This window comes from Sediminimonas sp., from assembly GCF_024637375.1.
Classification (GTDB): Bacteria; Pseudomonadota; Alphaproteobacteria; order Rhodobacterales; family Rhodobacteraceae; genus Sediminimonas.
In genome coordinates this window covers 1-13,242 of record NZ_JAGXFK010000074.1, presented here as the reverse complement: position 1 = coordinate 13,242, position 13,242 = coordinate 1, and the positions used below count along the sequence as shown (strand labels likewise).

Annotated in this window: 11 protein-coding genes; 9 read left to right on the top strand and 2 right to left on the bottom strand. The window is 67.9% G+C overall.

The window, feature by feature from the left end; genetic code table 11:
* Nucleotides 1-108 precede the first annotated feature (108 nt).
* Nucleotides 109-2,460, top strand: coding sequence for an ATP-dependent helicase (locus Q0L89_RS11755; protein WP_296765272.1), 2,352 nt, complete (start codon nucleotides 109-111; stop codon nucleotides 2,458-2,460).
* Between the two features lie 355 nt (nucleotides 2,461-2,815).
* On the opposite strand, the gene Q0L89_RS11750 is transcribed toward Q0L89_RS11755, so the two are convergent.
* The gene (locus Q0L89_RS11750; RefSeq protein WP_296765271.1) at nucleotides 2,816-3,037 is read right to left on the bottom strand and encodes a DUF1127 domain-containing protein; all 222 of its coding nucleotides are present in this window, start codon (nucleotides 3,035-3,037) and stop codon (nucleotides 2,816-2,818) included.
* Between the two features lie 199 nt (nucleotides 3,038-3,236).
* Nucleotides 3,237-3,869, bottom strand: a complete 633-nt coding sequence (locus Q0L89_RS11745; RefSeq protein WP_296765269.1) for an exopolysaccharide biosynthesis protein — start codon at nucleotides 3,867-3,869, stop codon at nucleotides 3,237-3,239.
* A gap of 705 nt (nucleotides 3,870-4,574) precedes the next feature.
* On the opposite strand from Q0L89_RS11745, the gene mraZ reads away from it, so the two are divergent.
* The 8 genes from mraZ to Q0L89_RS11705 all read left to right on the top strand — a co-directional run.
* Nucleotides 4,575-5,075: a division/cell wall cluster transcriptional repressor MraZ gene (gene mraZ / locus Q0L89_RS11740; protein WP_296765266.1), complete on the top strand. Its 501-nt coding sequence runs from the start codon at nucleotides 4,575-4,577 to the stop codon at nucleotides 5,073-5,075.
* A gap of 3 nt (nucleotides 5,076-5,078) precedes the next feature.
* Nucleotides 5,079-6,068, top strand: coding sequence for a 16S rRNA (cytosine(1402)-N(4))-methyltransferase RsmH (gene rsmH, locus Q0L89_RS11735; protein ID WP_296765264.1), 990 nt, complete (start codon nucleotides 5,079-5,081; stop codon nucleotides 6,066-6,068).
* A 3-nt stretch (nucleotides 6,069-6,071) separates the two neighbouring features.
* Nucleotides 6,072-6,422 (top strand): cell division protein FtsL, encoded by a 351-nt coding sequence (locus tag Q0L89_RS11730; RefSeq protein ID WP_296765262.1) that lies wholly within the window; start codon nucleotides 6,072-6,074, stop codon nucleotides 6,420-6,422.
* A complete protein-coding gene (locus Q0L89_RS11725; RefSeq protein ID WP_296765259.1) occupies nucleotides 6,419-8,194 on the top strand; it encodes a penicillin-binding protein 2 in 1,776 nt (591 codons plus the stop codon). Before Q0L89_RS11730 ends, Q0L89_RS11725 begins: the two co-directional genes overlap by 4 nt.
* 44 nt (nucleotides 8,195-8,238) lie before the next feature.
* Nucleotides 8,239-9,732, top strand: a complete 1,494-nt coding sequence (locus tag Q0L89_RS11720; RefSeq protein WP_296765257.1) for a UDP-N-acetylmuramoyl-L-alanyl-D-glutamate--2,6-diaminopimelate ligase — start codon at nucleotides 8,239-8,241, stop codon at nucleotides 9,730-9,732.
* Complete coding sequence (gene murF, locus Q0L89_RS11715) at nucleotides 9,729-11,177, top strand: UDP-N-acetylmuramoyl-tripeptide--D-alanyl-D-alanine ligase (RefSeq protein WP_296765255.1); 1,449 nt, start codon at nucleotides 9,729-9,731, stop codon at nucleotides 11,175-11,177. The genes Q0L89_RS11720 and murF overlap by 4 nt, the downstream gene beginning before the upstream one ends.
* The gene (mraY, locus tag Q0L89_RS11710; RefSeq protein WP_296765253.1) at nucleotides 11,178-12,260 is read left to right on the top strand and encodes a phospho-N-acetylmuramoyl-pentapeptide-transferase; all 1,083 of its coding nucleotides are present in this window, start codon (nucleotides 11,178-11,180) and stop codon (nucleotides 12,258-12,260) included.
* A 227-nt stretch (nucleotides 12,261-12,487) separates the two neighbouring features.
* Nucleotides 12,488-13,242, top strand: a 755-nt coding sequence (locus Q0L89_RS11705; RefSeq protein WP_296765251.1) for a hypothetical protein, incomplete at its 3' end; no start/stop codon positions are given.

Below are 13,242 nucleotides of genomic sequence, written 5' to 3'. Positions count from 1 at the left end.
AACGGTTTGGCAAGGGCCCCGCGCGAGTCCGCGGGGGTGTGAAATTTCGCTGGAACATCCCGCGAACATGCCTTTCGCTCGGACGCGGGTCGGGCTAATGTCGGCAGCATGAGCGATTTCGATGAAACCGACGCCTTTGAAGGCGCCTCATTGTCGGCCCGCGCCATGGCCGCGCGGCCGGCGCCCTATCTCGACGATCTCAACCCCGCGCAGCGCACCGCGGTCGAGACGCTGGATGGCCCGGTGCTGATGCTGGCCGGCGCGGGCACCGGCAAGACCCGCGCGCTGACCGCGCGCATCGCGCACCTGCTGGCCACCGGGCGGGCGCACCCTGGTGGGATACTGGCGGTGTCCTTCACCAACAAGGCCGCGCGCGAGATGAAGGCGCGCGTTGGCGCCCTGACGGGTCAGGGAAGCGAGGGCATGCCGTGGCTGGGCACCTTCCACGCGATCTGTGTCAAGCTGCTCAGGCGCCACGCCGAACTGGCCGGGCTGAAGTCGAATTTCACCATCCTCGACCGCGACGACCAGTTGCGCCTGCTCAAGCAACTGGTGCAGGCGGCGGGCATCGACGACAAGCGCTGGCCGGCCCGCCACCTCGCCGGGGTCATCGACGGCTGGAAGAACCGCGCCTGGACCCCCGACAACCTGCCCGCGGAGGAGGCAAGCGCCTATGACGGCAAGGGGCCGGCGCTTTACAAGCTCTACCAGGCGCGGCTGCGCGAGCTGAACGCGGTGGATTTCGGTGATCTGCTGTTGCACATGGTCACGATTTTTCAGGCCCACGAGGACGTGCTGGCACAGTATCAGCAGCGGTTCCGCTATATCCTCGTGGACGAGTACCAGGACACCAACGTGGCGCAATACCTGTGGCTGCGGCTGCTGGCGGGCGGGCATCACAACATCTGCTGCGTGGGCGATGACGACCAGTCGATCTATGGCTGGCGCGGCGCCGAGGTGGGCAACATCCTGCGCTTCGAGAAGGATTTTCCCGGCGCGCACGTCGTGCGGCTGGAGCAGAACTATCGCTCGACCCCGCATATCCTGGCCGCCGCAGGCGCGGTGATCGCCGGCAACGAGAACCGGCTGGGCAAGACCCTGTGGACCGATGCGCAGGAGGGCGAAAAGGTACGCCTGATCGGCCACTGGGACGGCGAGGAAGAGGCGCGCTGGATCGGCGAGGAGATCGAGGCGATGCAACGCGGCACCCGCGGCATGCGGCCCTTTTCGCTGGATGAAATGGCGATCCTCGTGCGCGCCAGCCACCAGATGCGCGCCTTCGAGGACCGCTTTCTGACCATCGGCCTGCCCTACCGGGTGATCGGCGGGCCGCGGTTCTACGAGCGTCAGGAAATCCGCGACGCCATGGCCTATTTCCGGCTGGTGGTCAGCCCCGCCGACGACCTGGCCTTCGAGCGGATCGTGAATACCCCCCGGCGCGGCCTTGGCGACAAGGCGCAGCAGGCGATTCGGGCGGTGGCGCGCGAACGCGGCATGCCGCTGCTGGACGCGGCGGCGTGCGCGGTCGAGGAGGGCGCGATCAAGGGCAAGGGGGCGTCGGCGCTGCGGCAACTGGTGATCGACCTGGCCCGCTGGGGCCGGATGGTGGGCGGCACCGAGGTAAGCCATATCGAACTGGCCGAAACGATACTGGACGAATCGGGCTACACCGCGATGTGGCAGAACGACAAGACACCCGAGGCGCCGGGGCGGCTGGAAAACCTCAAGGAACTGGTCAAGGCGCTGGAAGGGTTCGAGAACCTGACCGGGTTCCTGGAACATGTCAGCCTGATCATGGACAACGACAGCGACGCGGGCGAGGCGAAGGTGTCGATCATGACCCTGCACGCCGCCAAGGGGCTGGAATTTCCCGCCGTGTTCCTGCCGGGGTGGGAAGACGGGCTGTTTCCCTCGCAACGCTCGATGGACGAAAGCGGCCTCAAGGGGCTGGAGGAGGAACGCCGCCTCGCCTATGTCGGCATCACCCGCGCCGAAGAGGTCTGCACCATATCCTTCGCCGGCAACCGGCGCGTTTTCGGCCAATGGCAAAGCCAGATGCCGTCGCGTTTCGTTGATGAATTGCCCCCCGATCATGTCGAGGTGCTCACGCCGCCGGGGTTGCATGGCGGGCCGATGGGCGGCTCGGGCGCGGGCGTGGCGGACAGCGAGCTCGACCAGCGCGCGGCGCGGGCCGATGTCTACGATTCGCCGGGCTGGCGGCGCCTGCAGCAGCGCACGGCGCGCCGACCCGTGGCGCAGCCGCACGCGGCGCGTGCCACCGTGATCGACGCCACCGCTACCAGCGCCCACACCATGGGCGAGCGGGTTTTTCACCAGAAGTTCGGCTACGGTGCGATCACGGGGATCGATGGCGACAAGCTGGAAATCGCCTTCGACAAGGCCGGCACCAAGAAGGTCGTGGCGCGGTTCGTGACCGCGGCGGACGACATGCCGTTCTGAACACCCGGAGACGCCCTGCCGTCGCGCGCTGCCTTCGGCCTTGCGCGCGCGCCGGCGGTACGCTCCACCTTCACGCCCCTTGCGCCAATGGTCACGGGGGCGTGGTGGTGAACCTTCATGATGATCGGGATGATAGCGGATCGGCAAAAAGAAATCGGCGACGCCCAGGGAGGAGGGGGCGCCGCCGATCCTTGTCTACGACCTGCGCCCAGGGAGGAGGAGGGGCGCTTGCCGTATTTCGTTTGGCCCGGTGTCCGGGCCGGTATCCAACGCGACGGCATCAGGGAGGAGGAGGATGCCGCCGCCTTGTCTCAGGGTTTCCGGGGAGGAGGAGAGGAAACCCTGATTCTCAGCATCAGGCGCAAGGCCCGTATGCGTGTTCCATTGCCACCGACCGGATCTGCGTCCGGGAAAGGCCGATATCGGCAAGCTCGCGGTCCGACAACTCGGACAGTTCGCTGACCGTTTCACGGAAGGCGGCGTAGCGCGCGTGCCGTTCGGCCAGCGACTTGAGCATCGCGCTGATCCGGTCAACAAGAGCAGAGCGCGGGGCGCGGATGTCGGTTACGTGTGCCATGTTCGTTTCACTTTCGTCACAATTCGCTTGGGCGATATCTTGTTGCCCTGTTGAGATCGAATATACGTAGTTTCTGCGGTTGCACAATGGACAGATCGGCAATGCTGCTATGCAGAAAATGCATATGAAGACCTGACCTATTTTTTGTGCAAACTGCCGCGAAATTGGGCGTATGGCCAAGTGGAAAGGGGGCGGGCCGTCAGCCGAGTGCAAGCACCGCAGTGCCGGACAGTATCAGCGCCGCGACCAGCAGGATGCCGTAGCCCAGCAGCATCAGCACCCCGTCGCGCACGAAAATGCCCAGCCCGAACAGCGCCATGGCGGTGGCGACGACCGAGGTCAGAAAGGGCACGAACTCGATGATTGGCATCATCAGCGGGATGACGCAGCAAAGGACCAGCGCGACCAGGTTGCCCGGCCGGTCGGTCAACCCGGTAATGCGCTCGTTCAGATAGGGGTCGAGCCGCTTGAGCAGCGGGCGGAGCGATTCGAGCGCCCGCACCAGGCGCCGGCACGAAAGGCTGCGCCGCAACAGTACCTGCGGCAGCCACATTGCCGGACGGTCGAGGATGATCTGCACCGCGACCAATCCGATCATCGCCGCCAGGATCGTGGGCACCGCCGGCACCGCAGAAAGCGGCGAGACGATCAGCAGCGACGGCACCAGCAGCAGCGCGCCGAACGACCGCGTGCCGAGCGCCGTGACGATGTCGCCAAGGCTGACGGGATCGTCCGGCGCGCGCCCCCGGCCGACCGCTTCAAGCTGGTCGAGCAACCGTTCGAGGTTGTCGTTTCCGGCAAAGCCGTCTGGGCGCGGCAGATGATCTGACATGGGGTCCGTTGGGCGAGGGGCGAGCCGTTGCGCGAAAGATACGGGCTGGCGATGAAACTGCAAGCCCCCGCTGCGCCGCGGAATCGAGCGCGCCCACGAGATACCACACGGGAAACCATGGGACACGCCTGCGCCGGGCTGCGGCAGGCGTCGAATCGCGGTGCAGGATTCGCGGGGTCAAGGCCGTCTTCAGGCCGTGAAGGGCGCGATTTCACTGCAAATCCGCCGCCGAGATCAAAAAATTCGGGAATTCGTGGGAAAAATCCGGATGCGGCCTGAATGTCAATATATGGTGTCCGTTTTGATTTGTATCGCAATGGAGGGTGTAGTGGGGGTGGTTCTCCGCTGCCAATGCACGTCGAGATGGCGCGTTGTAGGGCCTTTTGAAGAGATATCAGGAAAGAAAATAATTGATTTCCATAAATTCCCATGGCATCCCTATTTGCACGATGGGACGGGAAATAGGGGCACCAAACGACCCCGCAACAACTCCCAAGAGCAGGTTTCATACAGGCCCCGCTCTCATCGAGACGACGAATCCGGCGCGCGGGCGAGCAGACATCCCCCCAGGTGGCGCGCGCAGTCGGAAACCCCGCGAGCAGCGGGACGAGGGCGGCGGATTGGGCAGTGGCAGCAGCTCAATCCGCCGTTTCGTTTCCGAGGGGTCGAAAATTCAGGGGATGCAAACAGAAGGATCACGGGACAGTGGTTCGCAGGTTCAGAGGTGAAAGCCACCACAAGGTGGACAGCAAGGGGCGGGTGTCGATTCCGGCCTCCTTTCGCCGTGTTCTCGAGGCCGGCGACCCGAACTGGACCGAGGGCCTCAGCCCCGATCTGGTGATCGTCTACGGCGATCACCGCCGCAATTACCTTGAATGCTACACGATCGACGCGATCACCGAGGTCGACGAGAAGATCGACGCGCTGCCGCGCGGCTCGATGGAGCGCAAGATGCTCCAGCGCCTGTTCCATGGGCAATCCTACCCCACCAACGTGGACGAGACCGGCCGCCTGGTGCTGCCGGCCAAGCTGCGCACCAAGATCGGGCTGGAAAACGAGGCGTTCTTCATCGCCGCCGGCGACACTTTCCAGATATGGAAGCCCGAAACCTACGCGGCCGAGGAAGCCAAGACCGAAGAATGGCTCGACGAGTTGCCCGAGGATTTCGACCCTCTCATCCTGCTGGACCGCGACAAGGGGGAATAAGCGTTGCCCGGCTCGCCCCACAGCCATGACGCGCCCGCCCATGTCCCGGTCCTGTTGCAGCCGCTGTTGCGGGCGGTGGCGCCGGTGCACGGGGTCTGGGTGGATGGCACCTTCGGCGCCGGTGGCTACACCCGCGGCCTGCTTGCAGCGGGCGCCGGGCGCGTCATCGCCATCGACCGCGACCCGCTGGCGTTTCGCATGGCCGAAAGCTGGATCGGCGATTTCGCGGGCCGCATCGATTGCGTCGAGGATGTCTTTTCGTCCCTTGACTGCCATGCCCAGGATGTTGACGGCGTGGTGCTGGATCTCGGGGTATCGTCGATGCAGCTCGATCAGGCCGAGCGCGGCTTTTCCTTTTCGCGCGACGGGCCGCTCGACATGCGCATGAGCCAGTCCGGACGCAGTGCCGCCGACCTGGTGGCCGAGCTTGACGAGGCCGACCTGGCCGAGATCCTTTATGTCTATGGCGAGGAGCGCGCCAGCCGTCGCATCGCGCGCGCCATCGTGCGTGCCCGCGCCCAAACGCCGATCACCCGTACCCGGCAATTGTCGGAAATCGTCGAATCCTGCCTGCCGCGCCGGCGCCCGGGTCAGTCGCACCCCGCCACGCGCAGTTTCCAGGCGCTGCGGATCGCGGTGAACGACGAATATGCCGAACTGGTGGGCGGGCTGGAAGCCGCCGAGCGCGCCCTGCGGCCGGGCGGCAAGCTGGCGGTGGTGACCTTCCACTCGGTCGACGACCGCATCGTCAAGCGTTTCCTGCAAGCGCGCACCGACACCGGCGGCGGCGGCAGCCGCCACGCACCCGACCGACCGCAGCGCGCGCCGCAGTTCACGCAAGCGATACGCAAGGCGATCGGCCCCGACGACGATGAACTGGCCGCCAACCCGCGCGCCCGCAGTGCCCGGCTGCGGGTGGCCGAACGTACCGATGCGCCGCCGGGGCAGAGCGATGCACGCAGCCTCGGCATGCCGACGCTGAAAGGGGGGTAAGACATGCGCACCGTATTCTACGTTCTGGCCGCGCTGGCGGTGATCGGGCTGGCCTATTGGGCCTATCACGAGAACTACAAGACCCAGCTTGCCCTCAAGCGGACCGAGCAGTTGCAGTACGATATCGCCCGCGCCCGTGCGCGGCTGTCGATGCTGCGCGGCGAGTGGGCCTATCTCAATCGCCCTGACCGGCTGCGCGAGCTGGCCGATCTCAACTTCGACAAGCTGGGGCTCATGTCGCTGGCGCCCGAACAATTCGGCAAGGTCGACCAGGTGCCCTATCCGCCGCAGAAAGCGCGGCATGTGCCGATTACCGGCGTTGTCGATGCGATGGCGGTGGAGGACCGGCCATGATCCGCACCCCGCTGCGCCCGCTGGCGCGGATTCTCGACGCGCGCGGCAAGGGCGAGAACCCCGATGCCATTGAACACGAAAACCTGCGCCACAGGCACGAGGAAATGCGCGACCGCGCGCGCATACAGGCCGAAGGCCGCCTGCTGCTGTTGGGGGTGACATTTCTGGCGCTGTTCGTGCTGGTCGGGGGGCGCATGGCCCTGATTGCCGGGTCCGAGCCCGCCGAGCCGCGCGCCAGCGCCGCCGGCGCCCAGATACGGGCGCAGCGGGCCGACATACTCGACCGGCGCGGACGCATCCTTGCCACCAACATGGAGACCTTTTCGCTCTACGCGCAGCCGCCGCAGATGATCGACCCCGCCCATGCCGCCGACCGGCTGGCGGCGATCTTTCCAGACCTTGACAGCGACGCGCTTCTTGCCCGGTTCACCGGCAAGCGCAAATTCCTGTGGATCAAGCGCAAGATCAGCCCCGAGCAGAAACAGGCAGTGCACGACATCGGTGACCCGGGCCTGCTGTTCGGGCCGCGCGAGATGCGGCTTTACCCCAACGGGCAGCTTGCCGCGCACGTCCTGGGCGGTGCGCGGTTCGGGCGCGAGGGTGTGAACGCGGCCGAGGTTGTCGGCGTCGCCGGTGTGGAAAAGAAGCTCGACGAGATGCTGCGCGATCCGGCGCGCGGCGGTGCGCCGGTGCGCCTGTCGCTTGACCTGACGGTGCAGGCGGCGGTCGAGCGGGTGCTCTCCGGCGGCATGTCGCTGATGAATGCCATGGGCGCCGCCGCGGTGGTGATGGACGTGCGCACCGGCGAGGTCGTTTCGGTCGCCTCGCTGCCCGACTTCGACCCCAACGACCGCCCTTCCGCCGTCGGTGGCACCGAAAGCCCGGTGTTCAACCGTGCCGTGCAGGGGGTCTACGAGTTGGGCTCGACCTTCAAGATATTCGCCGTGGCGCAGGCGATGGACCTGGGGCTGCTCACCCCCGAAACCATGGTCGATACCTCCGGGCCGTTGAAGTGGGGCAAGTTCAGGATTCGCGACTTTCACGACTACGGCGCCGAGATGACCGCCAGCGAGGTCATCGTGAAATCGTCGAACATCGGCGCGGCCCGCGTCGCGCAGCAGATCGGCGCCGAACGGCAACAGGAATTCCTGCGGGAAATGGGGCTGCTCGACCCCGTGCCGCTGGAAATCATCGAAGCGGGCGGCAGCCAGCCGCTGCTGCCGCCGCGCTGGTCCGAAATATCGGCGATGACGATTTCCTACGGTCACGGGATTTCCGTCTCGCCGCTGCATCTCGCCACCGCCTATAGCATCATCGCCAACGGCGGCCGGCAGGTACGACCCACGATCCTCGCGCAGCCGGGGCGCACGCCCGGCAAGCGGGTCATCAGCCCCGAGGCGGCGGCCGCGGCGCGGCGCATGCTGCGCCAGGTGGTCACCGAGGGCACGGCAAGCTTTGGCGAAGTGGCGGGCTACGCGGTTGCGGGCAAGACCGGCACCGCCGATAAACCCGACCCGCGGGGGGGCTATTACGATGACAAGGTGATCGCCACCTTCGCCAGTTTCTTCCCCGCGCACGCGCCCCGCTACGCGCTGGTTGTGACGCTGGACGAGCCGGTCGAGACATCGGGCCCCGAGCCGCGCCGCACAGCTGGCTGGACGGCGGTGCCCGTGGCCGCCGAGATCATCCGCCGCATCGCGCCGCTTCTGGGGGTGCGCCCCGAGATTGAACAGCCGCCCGCGGCTGGTATAACGCTGACATCGTCCAACTAGGTCGGGCCGGCCGGGCCGGGCCGCAATGACGCGGGGAGCGACAGGTGGCGCAAGCGACATCACTCACGGATCTCGGCCTGACCGCCCGCGGCGGGCGCGAGGCCACGATCACCGGGCTGGCGGTGGATAACCGCAAGGTGCGCGCCGGCGACCTGTTCGCGGCGCTGCCCGGCGTGCGCGTGCACGGCGCACGCTATGCCGGTGCGGCGATCGAGGCGGGCGCGGCGGCGGTTCTCACCGATGCCGAGGGCGCCCGTATCGCGGCCCCCGCGCTCGACGCGGCCGGCGTGGCCGTGGTGGTGGCTGAAGACCCGCGCCAGGCCCTTGCCTGCGCCGCGGCGCTGTGGTTCGGGGAACAGCCCGGATGCATGGTTGCGGTCACCGGCACCAACGGCAAGACCAGCGTCGCCACCTTCACCCGCCAGATATGGGAGGAACTCGGCAAGCCCGCCGTCAACCTGGGCACCACCGGGGTTGAGGGCGCGTGGCAGGCGCCGCTGGCCCACACCACGCCCGAGCCGGTTACCCTGCACCGGCTGCTGCGCGATTGCGCGCGCGCCGGCGTTACCCACGCGGCGATGGAGGCGTCCAGCCACGGGCTGGCGCAGCGGCGGCTCGACGGGGTGCACCTGTGCGCCGCGGCGTTCACGAATATCAGCCAGGATCACCTCGATTACCACGCCGACTTCGATGAATACTTCAACGCCAAGGCAGGGCTTTTCACCCGCGTTCTGCCACAGGACGGCGTGGCGGTGATCAACATCGACACTCCGCGCGGCGACGAGATGGCCGAAATCGCGGCGATGCGCGCGCGCAGCGTTATCCGGGTGGGCCGCGCCCCGGCGGCCGACCTGCGCATCACCGGCCAGCGATTCGACCCGACGGGGCAGGATTTGCGCCTGGAATGGGCCGGGCGCGCCAGCCAGGTGCGGCTGCCGCTGATCGGCGGGTTCCAGGCCGAGAATGCGGCGCTGGCCGTGGCGCTGGTCATTGCCTGCGGTGCCGATCCCGACCGCGCGATCGAGGCGCTTGCCGCCCTGACCACGGTGCGCGGGCGCATGCAACTGGCCGCCCGGCGCGGCAGCGGGGCGGCCGTGTTCGTCGATTACGCCCACACGCCCGACGCCGTGGCGACCGCGCTCCAGGCGCTGCGCCCCCATGTCATGGGGCGGCTGATTGCCATCATCGGCGCCGGTGGTGACCGTGACACCACCAAGCGCCCGCTGATGGGCCGCGCCGCGGCCGAACATGCCGACGCCGTGCTGGTGACCGACGACAACCCGCGCAGCGAGGTGCCCGCCGCGATCCGCCGTGCGGTGCTCGACGGGGCCCGGGGAACGGGGGCGCACGCGATCGAGGTCGCCGACCGGGCCGAGGCGATCCTGCGCGGGGTCGACATGCTGGGGCCGGGCGATGCGTTGCTGATCGCCGGCAAGGGCCACGAATCCGGGCAGGTCGTCGGCGACACGGTGTTTCCCTTCGACGATGCCGAACAGGCCAGCCTGGCGGTATCGGCTCTGGACGGGGGCGTGGCATGACGCTGTGGACGGCCGGCGACGGCGCCGCCGCGACCGGTGGCCGGGCGCAGGGCGACTGGGCGGCGACGGGCGTGTCGATCGACACGCGCACCCTGGCGCCCGGCGATCTGTTCGTGGCGCTCAGCGCGGCGCGCGACGGGCATGATTTCGTGGCCGAGGCGCTGCGCAAGGGCGCCGCCGCGGCCATGGTCAGCCACCGGCCCGAGGGTGTTGCGGCGGATGCGCCCTTGCTGCTGGTCGGTGACGTGCAGGCGGCGCTGGAGGCCCTGGGCCGCGCTGGCCGCGCACGCAGCGCCGCGCGGGTGGTGGCGGTGACCGGGTCGGTGGGCAAGACCTCGACCAAGGAAATGCTGCGCGCGGTGCTTTCAGGGCAGGGGCGCACCCATGCCGCCGAAGCCAGCTACAACAACCATTGGGGCGTGCCGCTGACGCTGGCGCGGCTGCCGGTCGATGCCGACTTCGCCGTGATCGAGATCGGCATGAACAGCCCCGGCGAAATCGCGCCCCTGTCGCGGCTCGCGCGCCCGCATGTGGCGATGATCACCTCGGTCACCGCCGCCCACCTGGCGGCCTTCGACAGCATCGAGGCCATCGCGCGCGAAAAGGCGTCGATCGTCGCCGGGTTGGCGCAGGGCGGCGTGACCGTGATCAACGGCGATCAGGAGGTGAGCGCCATCCTGCAAGAGGCCGCGCAGGCCGCCGGCGCGCGGGTGCTGACATTCGGCGAGGGCGCGTCGAACGACTATTCGCTGGGCGACATCACGCTGCGCGAAAGCGTCACGGTGGCGCGCGGGCGCATGGCGCAGGGCGATACGCTGCTGTTCAAGGTCAAGGCGCCGGGCCGGCACTTCGCCGTCAACGCCATGGGGGTGCTGGCGGTGGTCGATGCGCTGGGCCTCGACCCCGGGCTGGCGGTGTCGGACCTGGGCAACTGGCACCCGCCCTCGGGCCGGGGCCTGCGCGAGCGCGTGATCCTCGACCCCGCGCACGAGGATCTGACGCTGGACCTGATCGACGACGCCTTCAACGCCAACCCCGCCTCGGTCGCGGCGGCGCTTGAGGTGCTGGCCGCGGCCACCCCGCGCCACGACACCGGGCGCGTGGCGCGCGGCCGGCGCATCGCGGTGCTGGGCGACATGCTGGAACTGGGCCGCGACGAGGCAGCCATGCACGCCGCGCTGGCCGAACTGCCGCACATTGCGGCGCTGGACCGGGTGCACTGCGTGGGCCACCGCATGGGCGCGCTGTGGCGGGCGTTGCCGACGGGCCGGCGCGGCGAGTGGGTCGAGACCGCCGAGGCGATGGCGGCGCGCGCCCACCACCTGATCGACGCGGGCGACGTGGTGCTGGTCAAGGGCTCGAAGGGCAGCCGGGTGAGCCTTGTCGTTGACGCGATCCGCAAACTGGGCCATGGCGGCCGGCACTCAGACAAGGAAACGCGCTAGATGCTGTACTGGCTGACCGAGTTCTCGCAGGGCGGCGACGTCTTCAACCTGTTTCGCTACATCACCTTCCGGGCCGGTGGCGCGTTCATGACGGCGCTGGTGTTCGGGTTCATCTTCGGGCCGCCGCTTATCGGGGTGCTGCGCAAGCGCCAGGGCAAGGGCCAGCCAATCCGCGAGGATGGCCCGCAGGGGCACTTCACCAAGGCCGGCACCCCCACCATGGGCGGGCTGCTGATCGTCGGCGCGCTGCTGTTCTCGACATTGCTGTGGGCGCGGCTCGACAACCCCTATGTCTGGCTGGTGCTGTTCGTCACCATGGCCTTCGGCACCATCGGGTTCGCCGACGATTACGCCAAGGTATCCAGCCAGAGCAGTGGCGGCGTGCCGGGGCATGTGCGCTTTGGCCTGGGGCTGATCATCGCGGCGGTGGCCGGGTGGTGGGCGACGCAGTACCACCCCGACGCGCTGCAATCGCAACTGGCGCTGCCGGTGTTCAAGGATACGCTGATCAACCTCGGGTATTTCTTCGTGCCCTTCGCGATGATCGTGATCGTCGGCTCGGCCAACTCGGTCAACCTGACCGACGGGCTGGACGGGCTGGCGATCATGCCGGTGATGATCGCCAGCGCCACGCTGGGGGTGATCGCCTACGCGGTCGGGCGCGTCGATTTCACCGACTACCTCGATCTGCACTACGTGCCCGGCACCGGCGAGCTGCTGATCTTCACCGCCGCGCTGGTCGGCGGGGGGCTTGGGTTCCTGTGGTACAACGCGCCGCCGGCGGCGGTGTTCATGGGCGACACCGGCAGCCTTGCGCTGGGCGGGGCGCTGGGCGCCATCGCGGTGGTCACCAAGCACGAGATCGTGCTGGCCATCGTCGGCGGGCTGTTCGTGGTCGAGGCGCTGTCGGTCATCATCCAGGTGATCTATTTCAAGCGCACCGGCAAGCGGGTGTTCCTGATGGCGCCGATCCACCACCACTACGAGAAAAAGGGCTGGGCGGAATCCACCATCGTGATCCGCTTCTGGATCATCGCGATGATCCTGGCGATGATCGGTCTGGCGACGCTGAAGGTGCGGTAAGAACGGCCCGCCCCCCACGGGCGGGACACGGCCGCGCGCCGGCTTGACTTGTCGCCCGGGCTTGCCCCGGGCAGCCCCCGACCCTCCCCACGGGAGGGGGCTTCACCCCTCCCGGGGTCAGGGGCAGCCCTTCCCTTTTTGCGTGTGTCGGGTAGGGTGGCTTCCCGATGACTTTGGATGGCGCAGCCATGTGGGACGTAATTCTTGCCTTTCTGGAAGGAAATGCGGTGGTACTCGGATCCGCCGCTGCGGGTCTGGCCATCGTCGGCTTTGCATGGGCCTTCGTGACGAAGCCTTTCAAACGTGACAAGCCCACCCAACTCGCCGCCGATACAATCGATCAGATCAAGCCGCCGCAAGCCAAGGACGGCCCGGCGCTGACCGTTCCCGAATTCATCCGCCTGCGCCGCGAGCTCAAGGCCGACCTTGAACAGGAACTGGCCAATGCGCAGGACGCGGAGAAAGAACAACTGCGCGCGCGCATCGCGGAACTGGAAAGCCAGATCGCCAACCCCGAGGAAGCCCTGGCCAAGGCCCGGGAGCGCATTGCCGAGTTGGAGGCGCTGCTTGATCGCGAGGGCAACCATATCGGCGCTGACCGCATCCAAGAGGCCAAGGCGGCGCTGGAGCAGGGCGACTATTCCATCGCCGACGATATCTTCGCCGAGATCGAGGCCCGCAACGAACTCGCCGTGCAGGAAACCGCCCGCGCAGCCCATGGCCGCGGCGAGGTGGCCGAGGCCGAGGTGCGCTGGCACGACGCCGCCCGGCACTATGCGGATGCCGCACGGCTGGACCCGGGATTCGACACCCTCAAAAAGGCCCGGGAGTATGCTTGGCGGGCGGGAAACCTCGACGCCGCGCATCGCTACGGGGCGGACCTGGTGGCCTTTGCCCGAGATGAAGGCACGCAGGAACAGCTCGCGATGGCCCTGAATGAACACGCCCTGACGGTCAAGGCGCAGGGGCGGTATGCGGAGGC

Coding starts and splice junctions, on each gene's coding strand:
- Q0L89_RS11755 (WP_296765272.1), top strand. CDS start 109: ATGAGCGATTTCGATGAAACCGACGCCTTTGAAGGCGCCTCATTGTCG.
- Q0L89_RS11750 (WP_296765271.1), bottom strand. CDS start 3,037: ATGGCACACGTAACCGACATCCGCGCCCCGCGCTCTGCTCTTGTTGAC.
- Q0L89_RS11745 (WP_296765269.1), bottom strand. CDS start 3,869: ATGTCAGATCATCTGCCGCGCCCAGACGGCTTTGCCGGAAACGACAAC.
- Q0L89_RS11730 (WP_296765262.1), top strand. CDS start 6,072: ATGCGCACCGTATTCTACGTTCTGGCCGCGCTGGCGGTGATCGGGCTG.
- Q0L89_RS11725 (WP_296765259.1), top strand. CDS start 6,419: ATGATCCGCACCCCGCTGCGCCCGCTGGCGCGGATTCTCGACGCGCGC.
- murF (WP_296765255.1), top strand. CDS start 9,729: ATGACGCTGTGGACGGCCGGCGACGGCGCCGCCGCGACCGGTGGCCGG.
- mraY (WP_296765253.1), top strand. CDS start 11,178: ATGCTGTACTGGCTGACCGAGTTCTCGCAGGGCGGCGACGTCTTCAAC.